The 20634-nt window shown below is 70.6% G+C and carries 13 protein-coding genes and 1 tRNA gene; 7 read left to right on the top strand and 7 right to left on the bottom strand.

Annotated elements, in window-relative coordinates:
* Window positions 1–2: 2 nt before the first annotated feature.
* Both rpsO and pnp read left to right on the top strand, forming a co-directional pair.
* A complete protein-coding gene (gene rpsO / locus J2S22_RS05530; RefSeq protein WP_272779053.1) occupies window positions 3–272 on the top strand; it encodes a 30S ribosomal protein S15 in 270 nt (89 codons plus the stop codon).
* Between the two features lie 404 nt (window positions 273–676).
* A complete protein-coding gene (pnp, locus tag J2S22_RS05535; RefSeq protein WP_272779052.1) occupies window positions 677–2836 on the top strand; it encodes a polyribonucleotide nucleotidyltransferase in 2160 nt (719 codons plus the stop codon).
* Between the two features lie 121 nt (window positions 2837–2957).
* On the opposite strand, the gene bluB is transcribed toward pnp, so the two are convergent.
* From bluB to J2S22_RS05555, 4 genes are all read right to left on the bottom strand, one after another.
* A complete protein-coding gene (gene bluB / locus J2S22_RS05540; protein WP_272779051.1) occupies window positions 2958–3662 on the bottom strand; it encodes a 5,6-dimethylbenzimidazole synthase in 705 nt (234 codons plus the stop codon).
* Between the two features lie 115 nt (window positions 3663–3777).
* Window positions 3778–4881, bottom strand: coding sequence for a mandelate racemase/muconate lactonizing enzyme family protein (locus tag J2S22_RS05545; protein WP_272779050.1), 1104 nt, complete (start codon window positions 4879–4881; stop codon window positions 3778–3780).
* Entirely contained in the window at window positions 4878–5795 is a 918-nt protein-coding gene (locus tag J2S22_RS05550) for a LysR family transcriptional regulator (RefSeq protein ID WP_272779049.1), read from the bottom strand. Before J2S22_RS05550 ends, J2S22_RS05545 begins: the two co-directional genes overlap by 4 nt.
* Window positions 5796–5896: 101 nt before the next feature.
* Complete coding sequence (locus J2S22_RS05555; RefSeq protein ID WP_272779048.1) at window positions 5897–6865, bottom strand: Bug family tripartite tricarboxylate transporter substrate binding protein; 969 nt, start codon at window positions 6863–6865, stop codon at window positions 5897–5899.
* 406 nt (window positions 6866–7271) lie between these two features.
* Between J2S22_RS05555 and catC the strand changes: the two genes are divergently transcribed.
* Complete coding sequence (catC, locus tag J2S22_RS05560; RefSeq protein WP_272779047.1) at window positions 7272–7556, top strand: muconolactone Delta-isomerase; 285 nt, start codon at window positions 7272–7274, stop codon at window positions 7554–7556.
* 218 nt (window positions 7557–7774) lie between these two features.
* On the opposite strand, the gene J2S22_RS05565 is transcribed toward catC, so the two are convergent.
* Window positions 7775–8203, bottom strand: coding sequence for a hypothetical protein (locus J2S22_RS05565; protein WP_307155802.1), 429 nt, complete (start codon window positions 8201–8203; stop codon window positions 7775–7777).
* Window positions 8204–8354: 151 nt separating this feature from the next.
* On the bottom strand, window positions 8355–8711 hold the full coding sequence (locus J2S22_RS05570) for a DUF952 domain-containing protein (RefSeq protein ID WP_272779046.1): 357 nt from the start codon (window positions 8709–8711) through the stop codon (window positions 8355–8357).
* A gap of 206 nt (window positions 8712–8917) precedes the next feature.
* Between J2S22_RS05570 and J2S22_RS05575 the strand changes: the two genes are divergently transcribed.
* Together J2S22_RS05575 and J2S22_RS05580 are read left to right on the top strand one after the other, a co-directional pair.
* Window positions 8918–9853 (top strand): diacylglycerol/lipid kinase family protein, encoded by a 936-nt coding sequence (locus J2S22_RS05575; RefSeq protein WP_272779045.1) that lies wholly within the window; start codon window positions 8918–8920, stop codon window positions 9851–9853.
* Between the two features lie 220 nt (window positions 9854–10073).
* A tRNA-Phe gene (locus tag J2S22_RS05580) sits at window positions 10074–10149 on the top strand.
* Window positions 10150–10816: 667 nt separating this feature from the next.
* Here the strand turns inward: J2S22_RS05580 and J2S22_RS05585 are convergent.
* Complete coding sequence (locus tag J2S22_RS05585) at window positions 10817–11086, bottom strand: sigma factor-like helix-turn-helix DNA-binding protein (RefSeq protein ID WP_307155803.1); 270 nt, start codon at window positions 11084–11086, stop codon at window positions 10817–10819.
* 346 nt (window positions 11087–11432) lie between these two features.
* On the opposite strand from J2S22_RS05585, the gene J2S22_RS05590 reads away from it, so the two are divergent.
* A complete protein-coding gene (locus tag J2S22_RS05590; RefSeq protein WP_272779044.1) occupies window positions 11433–11573 on the top strand; it encodes a cold shock domain-containing protein in 141 nt (46 codons plus the stop codon).
* Between the two features lie 379 nt (window positions 11574–11952).
* Entirely contained in the window at window positions 11953–20568 is an 8616-nt protein-coding gene (locus J2S22_RS05595) for a glycoside hydrolase family 94 protein (RefSeq protein WP_272779043.1), read from the top strand.
* Window positions 20569–20634 lie beyond the last annotated feature (66 nt).

The raw sequence follows: 20634 nt of genomic DNA on the forward strand, positions 1-20634 counted from the left end.
CGATGTCGATCACGACGGGCCGCAAGGCCGAGCTGATCACCACGTACGGTACGAAGGCCGGCGACACGGGTTCGCCGGAGGTGCAGATCGCGATTCTGTCCGAGCGCATCACCAACCTGACCGAGCACTTCAAGACCCACACCAAGGACAACCATTCCCGGCGTGGCCTGCTGAAGCTCGTGTCGCAGCGTCGCCAGCTCCTCGACTATCTCAAGCGGACGGAAGAGGGCCGGTACAAGACCATCATCGAGAAGCTCGGCATCCGTCGCTGAGCGCGGCCTGCGGGCCGAGACCCGCTGGCGGGCACAGCCCGCACGGGCACGGCCCGCACGACGAGGCGGCACGGCGCAGATCGCCGTGCCGGAACGGCCGGTCCCGCGGCGGGACCGCGGACGACAGGCGGCCGAAAGGTCCGGAGCGCAGCGAATTCGGTCGGAGTGGCGCTCCGGCGGCGGGACACGACGGTCCAGGACCGGACGGGTCCGCGCGCCGCGCCGAACGCGGCGGCACGTCGCCGCCGACCGAGCCGGGCGAGATCGCCCGGCGAACGCTGGAGATCGCCATGGCAGGATCGCCGGACGCTGTCGCGGATCGCGCATGACGCGCGCGCGGCAGCCTCTCGCCGTCTTGCTCATGGCTGTCCGAGGCATCCCCCAAACCATGAGAGAAGACCAACATGTTCGACAAGCATAGCGTGGAGATCGACTGGGCCGGCCGCAAGCTCGTGCTGGAGACCGGCCGCATCGCCCGGCAGGCCGACGGCGCCGTGCTCGCCACCTACGGCGAGACCACGGTGCTCGCCACCGTGGTGGCCGAGAAGACCCCGCGTCCCGGCATCGACTTCATGCCGCTGACCGTCAACTACCAGGAGAAGACCTACGCAGCGGGCCGCATCCCCGGCGGCTTCTTCAAGCGCGAGGGCCGGCCGAGCGAGAAGGAGACGCTGACCTCCCGCCTGATCGACCGCCCGATCCGCCCGCTGTTCGCCGACGGCTGGCGCAACGACACGCAGGTCATCGTGACGACCATGTCGCACGACCTCGAGAACGATCCCGACATCGTCGCCATGGTGGCCGCCTCGGCCGCGCTGACCATCTCGGGCATTCCCTTCATGGGCCCGATCGGCGCCGCCCGGGTCAGCTTCATCAACGGCGAGTTCGTCCTCAACCCGCAGCTCGACGAGATGACCGAGAGCCAGCTCGATCTCGTCGTGGCCGGCACCCAGGACGCCGTGCTGATGGTCGAGTCCGAGGCCAAGGAGCTCCCCGAGGAGGTGATGCTCGGCGCCGTGATGTTCGGCCACCGTCACTTCCAGCCGGTCATCGAGGCGATCATCCAGCTCGCCGAGAAGTGCGCCAAGGAGCCGCGCGATCTCGTCACCGAGGACAACTCCGAGATCGAGAAGGAGATGCTCTCCGTCGTCGAGCAGGATCTGCGCGCCGCCTACGCGATCCCGCAGAAGCAGGAGCGCTACAAGGCCGTCGACGCCGCCAAGGCCAAGATGAAGGCGCACTTCTTCCCGGAGGGCGAGACGCCGCGCTGGGACGAGCTGCGCGTCAAGGGCGTCTTCAAGGAGCTCGAGGCCAAGATCGTCCGCTGGAACATCCTCGACACCGGCCGCCGCATCGACGGGCGTGACGTCAAGACCGTGCGTCCGATCGTGGCCGAGGTCGGCGTGCTGCCGCGCACCCACGGCTCGGCGCTGTTCACCCGCGGCGAGACGCAGGCGCTGGTCGTCGCGACGCTCGGCACCGGCGAGGACGAGCAGTTCATCGACGCGCTGGAGGGGACCTACAAGGAAACCTTCATGCTGCACTACAACTTCCCGCCCTTCTCGGTGGGCGAGACGGGCCGCATCGGTTCGCCGGGCCGCCGCGAGATCGGCCACGGCAAGCTCGCCTGGCGCGCCATCCGGCCGATGCTGCCGCTCAAGCACGAGTTCCCCTACACGATCCGCGTCGTCTCGGAGATCACCGAATCGAACGGCTCGTCCTCGATGGCGACCGTGTGCGGCACCTCGCTCGCGCTGATGGACGCCGGCGTGCCGCTGCGCGCGCCGACCGCCGGCATCGCCATGGGCCTGATCCTCGAGGGCGAGCGCTTCGCGGTGCTCTCCGACATCCTCGGCGACGAGGATCATCTCGGCGACATGGATTTCAAGGTGGCCGGCACCGAGAAGGGCGTCACCTCGCTGCAGATGGACATCAAGATCGCCGGCATCACCGAGGAGATCATGCGGGTCGCCCTCGCCCAGGCGAAGGAGGGCCGTCACCACATCCTCGGCGAGATGTCGAAGGCGCTGACCTCGGCCCGCGCCCAGCTCGGCGAGCACGCGCCGCGCATCGAGATGTTCTCGATCCCGGTCGACAAGATCCGCGAGGTGATCGGCTCGGGCGGCAAGGTGATCCGCGAGATCGTCGAGAAGACCGGCGCCAAGATCGACATCCAGGACGACGGCACCGTCAAGGTCGCCTCGGCCAACGGCGAGTCGATCCGCGCGGCCATCAACTGGATCAAGTCGATCGCCTCGGAGCCCGAGGTCGGCCAGATCTACGAGGGCACGGTCGTCAAGGTGATGGACTTCGGCGCCTTCGTGAACTTCTTCGGCTCCAAGGACGGCCTGGTGCACATCAGCCAGCTCGCCTCGCGCCGGGTCCAGAAGGTCAACGAGGTCGTCAAGGAAGGCGACAAGGTCAAGGTGAAGCTGCTCGGCTTCGACGAGCGCGGCAAGGTCCGCCTGTCGATGCGGGTGGTCGACCAGGAGACCGGCGAGGACCTCGAGGCCAAGCAGAAGGCCGACGGCACCGGCGAGCAGCCGCGCGAGGCCGGCGAGTAATCGCCGCCCGCGTCAGCGACCGACCGAATGCGACAGGGCGGCCCACGGGCCGCCCTGTTTGCTTTTGACCGACGAACTCGGCCCGGCGGCCCGGCACGGCGCGCAGGCCGAAACGTGCCCCTCACCCGAGCGCGTCGAGCAGGCTCTCGTCGCCGCGGCGTTGGTGCCAGCCGTCGAACCAGACGAGGTCGCGCAGCGGCAGACGTGGCAGCCAGCCGGCGGTCTCCAGCTCGGGCTTGTCGAAGAAGTGCGACACCCTGCCGATGCACAGATAGGCCACCGGCTGGATGCGCGGCGGAATGCCGAGGGCGGCGCGCAGGTCGTCGTAGCGCACGATGCTGACCCAGCCGACGCCGAGATTCTCCGCCCGCGCGGCCAGCCACAGGGTCTGCACGGCGCACACCGCGCTGTAGAGGTCCATCTCGGGCTGGTGGGTGCGGCCGATCACCACCGGGCCGGTGCGCTCGCGGTCGCAGGTGATGCACAGGCCGACCGGCGCCTCGAGGATCCCTTCGAGCTTCAGCCGGCGATAGGTCGCGGCGCGGCCGTCGTCGAACATGCCGGCCGCCTCGTCGTGCGCCGTCGCGAAGGCGGCGTGCACCCGCTTCTTCACCTCGGGATCGCGCACAACGACGAAGTCCCACGGCTGCATGAAGCCGACCGACGGGGCGTGGTGGGCGGCGTCGAGCAGGCGCGCCAGCACCTCGTCGGGAATCGGATCGGGCAGGAACTGGCCGCGCACGTCGCGCCGGGTGGCGATGCAGCGGTAGACGGCATCGCGCTCCTCGGACGAGAAGTCGGGGTTCTGCTGCAGGATGGCGTCCATCGCGTCCTCGTCGAAATCACCGCGCCGGAGGCGCCGGCCGGCCGTCCCCGGGGGGCCGGCATCATAGCGCGATTTCGTCCGCAGGCAGATGGGGCGGCGCATGGCCGCCCCACGGTCACCGGTCGCAGCGGTAGCGCGACAGCTTGTCCTCGTCGATGACGACGCCGGTGCCCGGCAGGTCGCGGATCTTCAGCTCGCCGTGCTCGATCCGCAGCGGCTCCGCCAGGAGATCGTCGCTCATGTCCAGGAAGTTCGACAGCTCGCCGGCCCGCTCGGCCGTGCCCTTGTAGGCGGCGCCGAACACCAGCGATGCCATCGTGCCGACCTGCCCGTCGATCTGGTTGCCGATGTAGTTCTCGATGCCCAGCGACTCGCACAGGAAGTGGACGCGCTGCGAGCCGGTGAAGCCGGTCCGCGCGGTCTTGATCGAGATCGCGGTCGCCGCGCCGTCGAGCAGCGCCCGCGCCGCCTCGGCCGGGCGCGACACCGATTCGTCGGCGTAGAACGGGATTTTCGTGCGGCCGACCAGCCAGCGGCGCCCGAGCACGTCGTCGGCCGGATTGAGCTCCTCGGCCATCAGCAGGTCGAGATCCTCCATGGCGCGCAGCGCCCGCGCCGCCTCGGCCGCGGTCCAGCCGCGGTTGCCGTCGATGTAGAGATCGACGGCGTCGCCGAAATGCGCCCGCATCGCCCGGCAGACCGCGACGTCGAGCGTCCAGGGACGGCGGCCGACCTTGATCTTGAAGGTCGTGATCCCGTAGGTCTCCTTGAACCGCTGCGCGATCTCGACCGTCCGCGCCGGGTCGTCGAAGCCCACCATGTGGCTGACCCGCATGCGGTCCGTGTAGCCACCGAGCAGCGCGGTCACGGGCCGTCCGAGCACCTTCCCGATGACGTCCCAGATCGCGATGTCGACCGCCCCCTTGGCGCAGGGGTTGCCCACCGTGCGGTCGAGCCGGGCGTGGATCTTCTCCCGGTCGAACACGTCGAGCCCGACGATCTGGGGCGCGAAGATCGTCTCGACCACGGCCCTGATGCCGTCCTGCGTCTCGCCGTAGGTGTAGGGCCGCGGCGGCGCCTCGGCATGGCCGACGACCCCGTCCTCGCCGTGGACGCGGATCAGCACATGGTCGGCCACGTGCGCCTCGCCCGAGGCGAACTTGAGCGGATGCGTGTACGGAATCGAGAACGGAATGGCTTCGACCTTGGTGATCTTCATGTGTCACTCTCGGAATATCGCGTCGCGCCGAGGAACAGCCCGTCCTGTTCGAGGGCGGTCAGGACCTGACGGACGAGCGCAGAACCGCTCTGCGGCAGCCAGGCGAGCGCGATGTCGATGTTTTCGGTCACGCCGAGGTCGACGAACCTGACCCCGGACCGCGTCAGGTTCTGGGCCGACCGCGGCACCAGCGCGACCCCGAGCCCCGCCGCGACCAGCCCGAGCAGCGTGCCCGTGTCGCCGACCTCGACGAGGCTGTTGGGGATGAAGCCGGCGCGCGCGCACTGCGTCAGCACCGCCTCGCGCACGACCGAGCCGGACGACTCCGGGAACGTCACGAACGCCTCGCTGCACAGATCCTCGACCCGGACCTGATCGCGCGCCGCCAGCGGATGGTCGGACGCGAGCACGAGGACGAGCGGATCCCGCCCGACCAGCCGATACGCCAGGCCGGCGAGGCGGACCGGCAGCCGCAGCAGCGCGAGATCGATCTCGCGCTCCCGCAGAGCCCGCTCCTGGGCCGAGGTGAACATGCCGGCCGTGATCTTGAGCCGGACGCCCGGCATCGTCCGCTCGACGATCCGCACGAGACGCGGCAGGAGCGTGTGGCTCACCGAGCCGACCGCGCCGAGCCGCAGGATGCCGTCCTTGCCGGCACCGAACTGCCGGACCTGCTCCTCCACGCGCGTGACCAGCGCGAGCAGCGACCGGCCCTCGGCCAGGAGCTCCTCGCCGGCCCGCGTGACCGACACGGACCGGGTGGTGCGGAACAGGAGCTCCGTCTTGAGCGAGTCCTCCAGCCGCCGCACGCGCTGCGACACCTGGGCGAGCGAGATGCCGAGGCGCTCCGCGGCGCGTCCGAAATGCCGTTCCTCCGCCACCGCGACGAAGGCCCGCAGGTCACCGAGATCCATGGCCATCACCCGAGCGTGCCGTGACGCGCGGCGGAACCCGTGCCGTCGGCACGCGCGCCGCCGCGCAGTCTCTCACGGTCGCGGCCCTCGACACGAGCCTCTCACTGGCTCGCGCGGATCCCGGCGGATTCGACCACCTGCTCCCACTTCTTGACCTCGCGCGCCGTGTGCGCCCCGAGCTCCTCCGCCGTCGAGGCGACGATCCTGCCGCTCACCTCGTCGAAGCGCTTCTTGAGATCCGGATCGGCGAGAACCTTGCGCAGATCGGCCGAGAGCTTCGCGGCGACGGCGGGCGGCGTCTTGGCGGTGACGTAGAGGGCCCACCAGTTGCTCATCTCGTAGCCCGGAAGGCCGCTCTCGGCGACGGTCGGCACGTCGGGGAGCTGGTCGATGCGGGCCTTGGTGGTCACCGCGATGGCGCGGACCTTGCCGCCCTGCACCTGCGGCAGCGCCGTCGAGGCGTTGTCGAACATCACGTCGATGCGTCCGGTGATCAGGTCGGTCAGGGCCGGGCTGCTGCCGCGATAAGGCACATGGGTGATGTCGACGCCGGCCTGCTGCTTGAACAGCTCGGCCGCCAGATGCAGCGACGAGCCGACCCCCGCCGACGCGTAGCTCGACGGGGTCTTCTTCGCATGGGCGAGCAGATCCTGGACGGTCTTGATGCTCCCGCTCGCCGGCACGATCACCACGTTGGGCGTCTCGAGCGCGAGCGTCAGCGGCGCGAGGTCCTTCAGCGGATCGAAGGGCAGCGACTTGAACAGCGCCACGTTGGCCGCGACCGCGACCGAGGCGAGCACCAGGGTGTGCCCGTCGGGCTGCGCCCGCACCGCGGCCGTGACCCCGAGATTGGAGCCCGCCCCCGGCATGTTCTCGACGATGATCGTCTTGCCGTACAGCGCGCCGAGCTTCTCGGCGATGGTGCGGCCGATGATGTCGGCGGCACCGCCGGCCGCGAACGGGACGATCAACCGCATCTGGCCGGACGGAAACTCCTGGGCCGAGGCGGCAGGCGATGCGACGACGATCGCGGCGGCGACGATCAGGGACAGGCGCTTGAGCAGAGTCATGAGGCACCCTCAGGCGTTGACGATCGAGGACAGGCGAGCGGCGGCACGTGGCGCCCCGGGGCCGCGTGGCGTTCCGGCCACGTGGCGTTCCGAGAGGACGAGACCCGCGCCGAAGCGGCGGTCCGACGGGCGGAGAATGACGTTCGGGGGGTCGTGCGCCGGTCGGCTCCGACCGAGGTCTCTATTTGACGCGGGACCGGCCTGTCAACGCATCTTCAGAGACAATACTTCGGGCATTCGATTGTCTCGAAGTCGTCGCGATTGTTGCCGATCCCTGAACAATGTCTTCTTCGATCCTGGACTTGTGCGAGGGCAACCGTCATTGAAACGATGCGTCGGAATTGCTAGCAGGCTCGGCGTCGACACCGGTCCTGTCGACACCACCCGCTCGCATGGGAGAAGGACGATGCTCTATCTGGTCCGCATGGACGTGACGCCGCCGCGCGACATGGATCCGGAGGCGTTCTCCCGCATCAAGGCGCGCGAGAAGGACTACGCGCTCGGCCTGCAGCGCGACGGCCGCTGGCGCCACATCTGGCGCGTCGTCGGCCAGTACAGCAACTATTCGATCTTCGACGTGGCGGGAAACGACGAGCTGCACCAGATCCTCCAGGACCTGCCGCTCTACCCCTACATGACGATCGAGGTGACGCCGCTCGCCACCCACCCGTCCGATCTCGCCGCCCAGTGATCGACGCCGACCCACCGCCCCGCGAAGACCGCGACACCGCCGACACCGGCGTCGCCCGCGAATCGTGATGGCCCGGGTGAGGGACCGGCCCGCCACGCGGCGCGCTGGCCGGCGGACGGCGCGCAGCCGCGGGGGGCCTCGGCGGGCCGGCCCGCTCACCCGAACCGAAAGGTCACGCAGGGAGGGTCGGAAGAAGAGATGCCGTCACGACGGGAGGATCAGTCGTGCGCCCGCACGGCGAGCGGGGTCGGATAGGGCTCGACGCGCAGCGACTCGTGGGCGAGCAGACCGACCTTCTGGCGCGGCGCCTGCTCGAGCTCTCCGGTGGCCGCCTTGCGCACCGCGTACTGCCACGCCGTGAGCTCGCCGCGGGTCTTCAGCGCCCGCGCCACCGCCCCGGCGTCGCGGCCGCCGAGCGCGTCGAGCTCGGCGTCGGTGAGGCCGATGACGATCTCGTCCTTGACGGTGACGATCTTGAACAGCGTGGTCATGGTGGTCTCGGTCAGCGTGGCCTGGGCGTGCAGCGTGCGGGTCTCGGTCGCGGAGGTCGCGGGGTCGGACCCGGCCTGGCCGAATGCGGCCGTGACCGGCGCCGCGGCGGCGGCGAGCGTGCCGGCGACGAGGCGCCGGCGGACGAGATCGGGCATGACTCCCCTCCGAAACGAACGGCGTCGCCGGCCGAAGATGCGGCGCGACGCCCCTGGCAATGACCACGCGAAAACGTGTCCCGGGCTTTTGGTCGCAGCCCCGGCCCCGGAGGTTCAGGACCACCGCCGATCGGCGATCACGCCGGCGCGATCAGCCGAGCACGGCGGGGATGCGCACCGTGCCGTCGGGGGCGGTGTCGAGCGGCACCACGCCGCGCACCGCGGTGAGCGGCAGCGGCCCGTAGAGATGCGGGAACAGCGCCCCGCCGCGCGACGGCTCGAAGCGCAGGGCGTTGCCGAGCGCCGCCGTCGCGACCGCGACGAGCAGGAGATCGCGCTGCCCGGAAAAATGCTTCCGCGCCGTCTCTGCGACCTGCCCGGCGGTGGAGAAGTGGATGAAGCCGTCGGCGAGGTCGACGGCCGCGCCCTTGAACACGCCGGTCGCCTCGGCCTCGCGCCACAGCCCGGCCGGGCAGATCTTGTACACGAGCTCTTCGGGCACGCTCATCCGCTTCTCCCTCGACGGTCCACCTCATAACGGCGCATCGCGCGCCGCTCCAGCATGGCGGCGGCATGGCCCGGCTGCGGCCGAGCGCCGCGCGGGCGGCGGCCCCGGCGGACCGAACCACTCCGCCGGTGCGGCGTTGATGCCCCGACGTGCTCTGCCGCCCGGCTCTCCCGGCCGGGCGCGCACGCGAACACCCCGGATCCGCCATGCGCCGCATTCTCGTCCTGCTCAACGCCCGTGCCGGCACCGTGGTCGACTGCGGGCCGGAGACGGTGACGGCGGCGCTCGCCGCCCTCGGCGAGGGCGGCCGCCAGATCGACGTCCACATGGTCGCCCCCAAGGCGATGCCGGCCGCGATCGCCGAAGGCGCCCGCGCCTCGCACGACGCGCTGGTGGTGGGCGGCGGCGACGGCTCGGTCAATCTCGCCGCCCGGGCGCTCGCCGGGACCTCCAAGGTCCTCGGCGTGCTGCCGTTCGGCACCATGAACCTGTTCGCCCGCGACCTGCGCATGCCGGCCGGCATCGACGCGGCCGTGGCGGCGCTGAAGACCGCCGCGCCGGCCGAGGTCGACCTCGCCACCCTCGACGGCCGGGCGTTCCACTCGCTCTCCGGCATCGGCTTCTTCAGCCAGATGGCGCGGGCCCGCGAGGAGACCCGCGGCCACCCGTTCGGCCGCCTGCTCGGCGTCGCCTGGGCGGCCGTGAAGGCGCTGCGGCGGACCGGCCGCTTCCGCTTCGCGGTGGCGCTCGACGGCCGGCGCGAGGTCGTCGACGCCTATGCGGTGCTGGTGACCAACAATCGCTTCGGCCCCGACTGGCGGCGGCAGCGCCTCGACGAGGGCCTGCTCGAGGTCCACATCGCCGAGGATGCGAGCACGCTCGGCCTCGCGCGCGCCGGCGCCGATCTCCTCACCGGCGGCTGGCGGGACAACCCCGGCATCCGCAGCATCACGGCCCGCGAGGTGACGATCGCCCATGTCCGCCGGCGCGCCTGGACGGCGACCGACGGCGAGCTCGTCCGCGCCCCGATGCCGCTGCACTACGGCGTCGCGCCGCGCGCCCTCACGGTGCTGATGGCGCCTCCCGAGGATCCGCCGACCCCGGCGGTGCGGGCGACCGCCGGCGCCGACGTGCCGGCGTGACCGGCGCGAACGCCTCTTGCCAGGCCTCCTTGCCCGGGCCTCCTGGCAAGCCCCCTGCCCGGTCCCGGACGCGGCGATGCCCGGCCGGATTCGGCATGGACGTCAAGGCGCCGCCGACGCGTGTCGCAATCCCGTCGCGTCGGCTTGCCATCCGTCCGGCGAGCCTCTATAACCGCCCCCGCTCGCCGATGCCCCCTGGGCATCGCGCTCTCGCGGGCACGCCCAGGTAGCTCAGTTGGTAGAGCACGTGACTGAAAATCACGGTGTCGGTGGTTCGATTCCGCCCCTGGGCACCATCTAACGTCCTGAAATCCGATCAAAAAATTCCGCACCGAGACGGTTGGCCAGCACGTTCCCGCTGGAGACACACCGGCGACGCGAGCTCTCGGCCGGAGGCCTTAGGCCCGGGAAGCTGATGCCAGCCGCCGAGATCGCCGGTCCGACGGCGGCCGCGACCGCGTCTCGGTGCGACCGAGGCGGCGCTCGGTCGTCTCGGCGTGGGATGTGTGTCTTTTTCATCGTCAGGAATCAAACGTCGGCATCTCTCCGCAGCGACTCCTGGTTCCCTTTCAGGCGAAGCTGTGGCCGCTGCCCGGGCGACGATGCGGTTCTCCATCCGACGATGGCAGTGCAGCGAGACGGCCGTGACGATCTTGCCGGCGAGGTCCACCGAGCCGAGCAGAGCTAGAGGGCGGCGGAGACTTCGTCCCTATCCTTTCGCGATCGGGCACGACAGTGTCATTCGCATCTCGGCCGTTCGGCCCCTTGCGGAGACTGTCCTCGGCTCGGAGAGAGCGTTCTCGATCGGGCCGCATCTGCGGCGCTGGGCCGGAAGGTCGATTGTCGCGCGATTTTGGTTGGCCGAACTCGATCGCCACGGCAGGCGGCGAAGCTCGTGCCGACCCGGCTGTGATCCGCGGCGAGCTCCATCACGAACCACACGGCTCCATTGACCGCACGACGTCAGACCTTCCGGCTATCAGGTCTGCCGGTGCCGTTCAGGACAGCGCGCGTCGTCGGGGCCGGTCCATGGGTGTCGAGACGATTTATCGCGAGAAGTGCCGCGAGGCGCTGCCGGGTAAGATTTACACGGCTCTTTATCGTTCCGATCGCGACCTCGCAAATCGTCGCGGCATCGGCGTACGAAAAGCCCGACGCGCCTACGAGGATCAGCGATTCCCGCTGATCGTAAGGCAGTTGCATCAGGCCGGCGCGAAACTCCACCAGCTCCATCTTGCCGTGCTGCTCGGGCGCTCTGTCATGACATGGGGACGCGGCGAGCGAGCGCCTGATACGGCACGGACGGAACTCTCAACTTACTCTACACAGCTGCGCGACATCGTCACCGGTTCGTGACAAGATCCGTCGATCGTCTGATCCGTCTCTCACGCTCTTCGAGCGACGACGCGCTTGTAATTCCCGGGTTCGATCTCCATTATGAGGATGTCCATCGATAGATGATCCGGCGAGGCGGATCGGAAGCTCATCGGGATCCGCGCCCGGACAGTCCTGCTGGAACGCAGTACGCCGATCGCCCGCGACGCAGGGCGGCGTTCCTTCGACGGAGGTGGTCCCGGCGATGAACGGCACCGTGAAGTGGTTCGACCCGCAGAAGGGTTACGGCTTCATCTCGGCGGACGGCGCCGAGATCGAGACCTTCGTTCACATCGATGCGATCGAGCGTGCCTGCCTCACCGGCTGCACGAAGGACAGAAGGTGACTTCGAGGTCGCCACCGATCCCGAGACCGGAAGGACCTGGGCTGAGAGGCTGACCGTCCTCGATTGAGGCGCTCGGTCGAGCCGGCAGCTGTGTCGGCGCTCGCACTCGTCCCGCCTCGTGCACCAACGTCTCGTGCACCAACGTCTCGTGCAAGGAACGATATCGCATCGTTCGATATCGCGCGTCGAAGAATTTGTGATCCGGCTCACGCCATCGCCGGACGCGGTGGCAGGCCTCCGTGTCCCGCAGACCAGCGACAACGTCCCGCGGCTTCACCCGAAGTCACGTCCCGCGTTGGCCTCCTCCTCGGAACCGGACATCCTTCCGTCTCCGACCGACCGAAGTCCCCGCGCGTCGATCCCGACCTGAAAGGCAGACATGACCATCCGTCTCTCTCGCGTGCTCGGAGCACGTCGCGGCGCCTCGCCATGGAACGACCCGGCGCCGGTGCGCGAGGAGCTGTTCGGCGTCGAGCGCCTCGAGCAGCATGCCGAGAGCCTCGCCGAGGCCCAGTCGGTCACCACGAGACCACCGCGGGTCCTGCCGCTTCGGACGCGCCTGGAGGCCGACGCCGCCGCTCTCCTCGCGGCCTACCGGGCGAGCGCGGCGGAACTCGCCTGCGGTCGCGGCATCGTCCCAGCGGCGGAGTGGCTGCTCGACAATTATCATCTCGTCGAGGATCAGATCCGAGAGATCCGCGACGACCTGCCGGCCGGCTACTATCGCCAGCTTCCGAAGCTCGCGACCGGCCCGTTCGCCGGCTATCCGCGCGTCTTCGGGCTCGCCTGGGCGTACACGGCACACACCGACAGCCATTTCGATCCGGAGACGCTGCGCCACTTCATCGTCGCCTATCAGCGGGTGCAGCCGCTGACCATCGGCGAGCTGTGGGCCGTCGCCATCACGCTGCGGATCGTCCTCGTCGAGAACCTGCGGCGCCTCTCCGATCAGATCACGGCCGGCCGCGCCGCGCGAGCCGACGCCGATGCGCTGGCCGACCGCCTGCTCGCCCCGGACGGCGCCCGCTCCGCCCTCGATTTTGACATCGCCGCGCGGTCGTCCGCGCCGCTGTCCGAGATCTTCGCCGCGCAGCTCGCCAAGCGGCTGAGGGACCAGGATCCGCAGACCACCCCGACCCTCGATTGGCTGGAGAAGCGTCTCGCACGCCAGGGCATCACCATCGACGACGCCGTGCGGCACGCCCAGCAGCGGCAGGGCGCGTCGAATGTCTCGGTGCGCAACGTCATCACCAGCATGCGGCGGATCTCCGATCTCGACTGGTCGGATCTGTTCGAGAGCGTCAGTCTCGTGGACGCGCGCCTGCGTGCGGCGAGTGATTTCGCCGCGATGGATTTCCCGACCCGCAACCTGTACCGAAGCGCGATCGAGCTCCTGGCGCGGGGGTCGGCCAGTACCGAGCTCGAGGTCACCGATCACGCGCTCGATGCGGCCCGCCGCAGCGGGCAGGATCCGGCCGATGGTGCCGACTCCATCGACAAGGAGCGGGCCGGCGATCCCGGGTACCATCTCATCGCCGAAGGCCGTCGCGCGCTCGAGCACGCCATCGGCTTCCGGCCGCCGGCGCGGCTGCGGATCAGCCGTTTCAACGTGCGGCTCGGGATCGGCGGCTATGTCGGCGCGATCGCTCTCGTCACAGCGGTCCTGCTGGCCGGAGTGGTCTGGATGCTGGCCTCCGTCGCCGGAGCGGGCCCCCTGCTTCTCCTCGCGCTGGTCGGCGTGCTGCCGGCGAGTTCCACCGCAGTCGCGCTCGTCGACCGCGCGATCACCTGGAACTTCGGCGCCGTGACGCTTCCGGGCCTCGGCCTGACCGACGGCATCCCGCCCTCGTCGCGGACGCTCGTCGTGATGCCGACGCTGTTGACCGGCGAAGCCGATCTCCTGGAGCAGGTCGAGCGGATGGAGGTCCATCACCTCGCCACCGGCGGCGATCTCACCTACGCGCTGCTGTCGGACGGCATCGATGCCGACAAGGAGGTCGTGGCGCGCGACGCCGTCCTGCTCGCCGCGACGGCCACCGCCATCGCGACGCTGAACCACCGGCACGGCCCCGGTCCGGACGGCGACCGCTTCCTGCTGCTGCATCGCCGCCGCGTCTACAATCCCGGCCAGGGCAAGTGGATGGGGTGGGAGCGCAAACGCGGCAAGTTGCACGAGCTGAACCGGCTGCTGCGCGGCGCGAACGACACCACTTTCATGCCGGTCGGCGGGAGAGCCCCGCACGTTCCCGCCGACGTGCGCTACGTCGTCACGCTCGATGCCGACACGCGGCTGCCGCGCGACGCGGCGCTGCGACTGATCGGGAAGATGGCGCATCCGCTCAACCGCCCGAAGTTCAGTGCCGCGGAGCAGCGCGTCGTCAACGGCTACGCCATCCTCCAGCCGCGCGTCACCCCGTCGCTGCCGGTCGGGCGCGAGGGCTCGCTCTACCAGCGGATCGTGTCCGGGCCGGGCGGGATCGATCCCTATGCGGCCGCGGTCTCCGACGTCTATCAGGATCTGTTCGGCGAGGGGTCCTACACGGGAAAGGGCATCTACGACGTCGACGCGTTCGAAGCCGCCCTCGAAGGCCGCGTGCCCGAGAACACCATGCTCAGCCACGATCTGTTCGAGGGCATCTTCGCGCGGGCCGGCCTCGCCTCCGACATCGAGGTGGTCGAGGACTTTCCATCGCGCTACGACGTCGCCGCCAAGCGCCAGCACCGCTGGGTGCGTGGCGACTGGCAGCTCCTCCCCTGGGTGTTCGGCCGGCGCACCGGATCGCGCGCCGTGCCGGCGGTCGGGCGCTGGAAGATGCTGGACAATCTCCGCCGCTCGCTGCTCGCGCCGTTCACGCTCGCCACGTTCGGAGCCGGCTGGCTGCTGCCGTGGTCCGCCGCCGCGACCGCGACGCTGATGCTCGTCGCCGCCGTCGCCGTGCCGGCCTTTCTGCCCACGGCCTTCGCGGTACTGCCGCGCCGGAGCGGCATCCGCATCCGCAACCATCTCCGCACGCTCGCCGACGATCTGCGGCTCGCCGGGCTGCAGACCGCCATGACGGTCGCGCTCCTCGCCGATCAGGCCTGGCGGGCGGGCGATGCGATCGTGCGGACGCTGGTCCGCCTGCTGACGACACGCCGGCATCTGCTCGAATGGACCACGGCGGCGCAGTCGACCGGCAAGCCGCACCTCGGGGTCCGCGGCTTCTATCGCGACATGGCGGGCGGCACCGCACTCGGGATCGCGGTCGCGGTCGGCGCCGTGGCGCTCGCGCCGTCGTCGTGGCCGGTGGCGCTGCCGTTCGGGCTCCTGTGGCTGGCGGCGCCGGCGCTGGCCCAACGGGTGAGCCGGTCGCCGAGCATCGCCGGACGACTCGCGGTCTCCGATCAGGACGCGCGGGCGCTGCGCCTCGTGGCGCGGCGGACCTGGCGGTTCTTCGAGACCTTCGTGACGCCGGACGACGGCATGCTGCCGCCGGACAATTTCCAGGAGGACCCGAGGCCGGTCGTCGCCCACCGCACCTCGCCGACCAACATGGGCCTCTATCTGCTCTCCGCCGTCTCGGCGCGCGACCTCGGCTGGGCCGGCACCAGCGAGACGGTCGAGCGCCTGGAGGCGACGCTCGGCGCGATGCGGGCGCTGCCGCGCTTCAGGGGGCACTTCTACAACTGGTACGGCACCCGCGACCGCCGGGTGCTGGAGCCCGCCTATGTCTCGTCGGTCGACAGCGGCAATCTCGCCGGCTACCTGCTCGCGCTCGCCAATGCCTGCGAGGAATGGGTCGATGCCGTCCAGGCGCCGGACGCGCGAAGCGGCATGCGCGATCACCTCCACCTGGCACGCGAGGCGGCCGGGTCGCTGCCCGCGGCGGCCAGCGAGGCCGGACGGCGGCTCGCCGCCGCACTCGACGATATCGACGTCCAGCTCGGGAGCGGGCAGACGATCGAGGCGGCGTCGCCGGCCCTGAAGCGGCTCGCCGAGAAGGCCGGCCGGATGGCCCGCGCGCTGGTGCCGGCCGCCGCGAGCGACGATGCTCCGGATCTGGTGTTCTGGATCGAGGCGCTGAGCCGGTCGGTGACAGAGCACGACCGTGACCGGGACCACGCCCGTCACGACCTCGGAGCCCGCTTGGCGGCGCTCGCCGACACGGCGCGCGCCATGGCGATGGCGATGGACTTCGCCTTCCTGGTCAATCCCGACCGCAAGCTCCTGTCGATCGGCTATTCGGTGGCCGATCGCCGGCTCGATCCGGGCTGCTACGACCTGCTCGCATCGGAGGCTCGGCTCGCGAGCCTGTTCGCCGTCGCCAAGGGCGACGTCCCGACCCGTCACTGGTTCCGGCTCGGCCGCACCGCGACGCCGCTCGGCAGCGGCTCGGCGCTCGTGTCCTGGTCGGGCTCGATGTTCGAGTATCTGATGCCGGCCCTGGTGATGCGGGCGCCGGCCGGCAGCCTGCTGGAGCAGACCAGCCGGCTGGTGGTGGCGCGCCAGCAGGCCTACGGGCGCTCGCTCGGCGTTCCATGGGGCATCTCGGAATCCGCCTACAACGCCCGCGACGCAGAATTCACCTATCAGTATTCAAACTTCGGCGTCCCCGGCCTCGGCCTGAAGCGCGGCCTTTCCGACGACGTGGTGATCGCGCCTTACGCGACGGGACTCGCGGCCATGGTGGATCCGCACGGCGCCTGCGACAACTATGCGCGGATCGCCACGATGGGCGGGCGCGGCCGCTACGGCTTCTACGAAGCCCTCGACTTCACCCCGGCGCGGCTGCCCGAGGGCGAGCGCGTCGCCGTCGTCCGCACCGTCATGGCCCATCACCAGGGCATGACCATCGTGGCGATCGCCAACACGGTCCAGGGCGGCCGCATGCGGGCCCGGTTCCACCGCGAGCCGATGATCCAGGCCAGCGAGCTGCTGCTCCAGGAGCGCATGCCGCGCGAGGTCGTGGTCGCGCGTCCGCGCGCCGAGGAGCTGAACACCGCGACGCTGCAGGCCGGCGCCGCTGTGCCGATGGTGCGCCGCGTGTCGGCGACGACCGGCCACGCCCCGATCACCCATCTCCTGTCGAACGGCCGTTACAGCGTGATGCTGACGGCCGCCGGCTCCGGCTACAGTCGCTGGCGCGACATCGCCGTCACCCGCTGGCGCGAGGACGCGACCCAGGACGACTGGGGCTCCTATATCGTCCTTCGCGATGTGCGCAGCGGGCGCGTCTGGTCGGCCGGCGTACAGCCGATCGGTGCAGCCGACAGCAGCGACGTCGTGTTCGGCGAGGATCACGCCGCGTTCGTCCGCCACGACGGCACGCTGACGACCGCCATGGAGGTGCTGGTCTCCGGCGAGCACGACGGCGAGGTCCGCCGCGTCACGCTGACCAACAACGGACGTCAGACGTGCGACATCGAGCTCACCTCTTATGCCGAGGTGGTGCTGACGACGCCAGCCGCCGACGCGGCGCATCCGGCCTTCGCCAAGCTGTTCGTCGAGACCGAGCACGTCGCCGAGCTCGGGGCGCTCGTCGCGACACGCCGCCCACGCGCGCACGGCGAGCCGCAGGTGTTCGCCGCGCACTTCGCCGTTGTGGAGGGCGAGATCGCCGCCGATCCGCAATACGAGACGGATCGGGCCCGCTTCGTCGGACGCGGCCGCACCGTCGCCACGGCGGCCGGGTTCCTCGACGGCCGGCCGTTGTCCAACACGGTCGGCACGGTCCTCGACCCGATCTTCGCGCAGCGGCGGCGCGTGGTGGTTCCGCCGGGACGGACCGTGCGGGTGGCGTTCTGGACCGTCGTCGCATCGTCGCGTGCCGAGCTGCTCGATCTCGTCGACACGCTGCACGACCGCAACGCTTACGACCGCGCCGGGACGCTCGCCTGGACGCAAGCCCAGGTCCAGCTCCGCCATCTCGGCATCGACGCCGAGGAAGCCGCGGACTTCCAGGATCTCGCGGCCCCGATCCTCTATGCCGACCGGCGCTTCCGGGCGGCCCCCGACGCGATCCTGCGCGGGGCCGGCTCGCAAACCGGCCTGTGGCCGCTCGCCATCTCGGGCGACCTGCCGATCGTGCTCCTGCGCATCGACGACGTCGAGGACATCGCCCAGGTCCGCCAGCTCCTGCGGGCGCACGAGTACTGGCGCATCAAGCGGCTCGCGGTCGATCTCGTCATCGTCAACGAGCACGCCTCGTCCTATCTGCAGGATCTCCAGGTCGCGATCGAGACCGCAGTGCGCAGCAGCCAGACCCGGCCGCGGCTCGGCGACGCGCTCGCGCAGGGGTCGGTCCACACGCTGCGTGCCGATCTGATGGGCGCCGAAGCGCGCGCCCTGCTCCAGTCGGTCGCCCGCGTCGTGCTGGTGGCGCGACGCGGGTCGATCGCCGCCCAGATCGCTCGATTGCCTGTGCCGCCGCGCCGGGCGCCGGCCGAGCCGAGGCGCAAGCCGTCGCTGCCGCCGCGGCATGTGCAAATCCGGATGCCCACGACCCTGGAGCTGTTCAACGGCCTCGGCGGCTTCGACCGGGACGGCCGCGAATACGTGATCGTGCTCGATGGCGGCCGGACGACTCCGGCGCCGTGGATCAACGTGATCGCCAACCCGGGCTTTGGCTTCCAGGTGGCGGCGGAGGGGACCGGCTTCACCTTCGCCGAGAACAGTCGCGAGAACCAGCTCACGCCGTGGTCGAACGATCCGGTCACCGACCCGGCCGGCGAGGCGATCTTCATCCGCGACGAGGAGACCGGGGATTTGTGGTGCCCGACGGCGCGGCCGATCGACGACGGCGGCACCTATCTGGCACGCCATGGCTGGGGCTACAGCCGGTTCGAGCATCGGGCCGACGGCATCGTGTCCGACCTCCTCCACTACGTGCCGATCATGGATCCGATCAAGATCTCGCGGTTGACGCTGCGAAACCTCTCGGGGCGGCCCCGCCGGCTCTCGGTCACCCGCTATGCCGAGTGGGTGCTGGGCGCCTCGCGGTCGGCGTCGGGGCCGTTCATCACCACCGAGCTCGACCGCGAGACCGGCGCCATCCTGGCCCGCAACCCGTGGAGCGTCGCGTTCGCCGGCCGTGTCGCCTTTGCCGACATGGCCGGCCGGCAGACCGCCTGGACGGCGGACCGGACCGAGTTCATCGGTCGCGACGGCTCGCTCGCGGCACCGGCCGCGCTCTCCGGACGGGGACCGCTGTCGCGCGCCACCGGCGCCGGCCTCGACCCCTGCGTCGCCCAGCAACGCGTCGTCGAGCTTGCGCCGGGCGAGACGGCCGAGATCCCGATGGTCCTCGGACAATGCCCCACGGCCGACGGCGCGCGGGCGTTGATCGTTCGTTATCGAACGGCCGATCTCGACGCGATGCTGGCGGAGGTGACGGCGGATTGGGAGACGCGGCTGCGGGCCGTGGAGGTGAAGACGCCCGACCGCGCCATGGACATCATGCTGAACGGCTGGTTGCTCTACCAGACCATCGCCTGCCGCATCCGGGCCCGCGCGGCCTTCTATCAGGCGAGCGGTGCCTACGGGTTTCGTGATCAGCTCCAGGACAGCATGGCGCTGACCTTCGCCGAGCCGGGCGCGATGCGCAGCCACCTCCTGCGCGTCGCGTCGCGGCAGTTCGTCGAAGGTGACGTCCAGCATTGGTGGCTGCCGACCTCGGGCCTCGGCGTGCGCACCCGCATCTCCGACGACCGGGCCTGGCTCGCCTTCGCCACCGCGACCTATGTGGCCTGGTCGCGCGACACCGGCGTGCTCGACGAGTCGGTGCCGTTCCTCGAGGGGCCGGCGCTCGCGCCCGGCCAGCACGACGCGCTGTTCCAGCCGACGATCGGCGACGCGCCGGCCACGCTCTTCGAGCACTGCGCCCGCGCACTCGATCAGAGCGTCGCCCTCACCGGGGCCCACGGCCTGCCGCTGATCGGCAGCGGCGACTGGAACGACGGCATGAACCGGGTCGGCCACGAGGGCCGCGGCGAGAGCGTATGGCTCGGCTGGCTCCTGGTGCGCACGATCGCGCTGTTCGCGCCGATCGCCAAGGACCGCGACGCCGACCGGACGCGACGCTGGACCGCGCATGCAGAGACGGTGCGCGCGGCGATCGAACGCGAGGCGTGGGACGGCGCCTGGTATCGCCGCGCCACGTTCGACGATGGGACCTGGCTCGGCTCACAGGACAGCGACGAATGCCGGATCGATTCCATCGCCCAGTCCTGGGCGGTGCTGTCGGGGGCCGCCGACCCGGCCCGGGCGGCGACCGCGATGGCGTCGCTGGACGAGCGTCTCCTGCGGCGTGGCGACGGCCTCGCGCTCCTGTTCACGCCGCCCTTCGACCGCACCTTGCACGATCCCGGCTACATCAAGGGCTACCCGCCGGGCCTGCGCGAGAACGGTGGCCAGTACAGCCACGCCGCCATGTGGGCGATCCTGGCCTTCGCGACGCTGCGCGACGGCGACAGGGCGGCCGGCCTGTTCGCCATGGTCAACCCGATCAACCATGCCCGCACGCCCGGCGCGGTCGCGCGCTACAGGATCGAGCCCTATGTGGTGGCAGGCGACGTCTACTCGGTCACGCCGCATGTCGGGCACGGCGGCTGGAGCTGGTACACGGGCGCCGCCGGCTGGATGTACCGGGCCGGCATCGAGGGTATTCTCGGGCTGCGCCGGGAAGGCGCGGAGCTCGTCGTAGACCCCTGTATCCCGGCCAGCTGGCCGGGCTTCGAGGCGCGGGTGAGCGTGGGGTCGACCGGTTACGACATTCGGGTCGAGACGGCGCCGCCCGGCACCCCCGCACAGGCTTGGCTCGACGGCGTCCCCATGCCGATCGCCGGCGTCGCGCGCGCCCCCCTGGACGGGCAGGCTCACATGCTGCGGATCGTGATCGCCGCCCGCGAAGCAACGCGCCACGGCCGCGCCGAAAGCCGGGCCGATGAAACGCGGGCGTCGCATCCGCCGCGCGCGCCGGCGCCACCGGGGGTGTCCGGAGCCGCAGGACCGTCGTGATCAGCCCGCAGTCGCCAGCCGCGACGCCACCGATGCGAGCAGAATGCCATCGGCGCGGTTGACGAT

Source organism: Rhodoplanes tepidamans (assembly GCF_030813915.1).
Classification (GTDB): domain Bacteria; phylum Pseudomonadota; class Alphaproteobacteria; order Rhizobiales; family Xanthobacteraceae; genus Rhodoplanes; species Rhodoplanes tepidamans.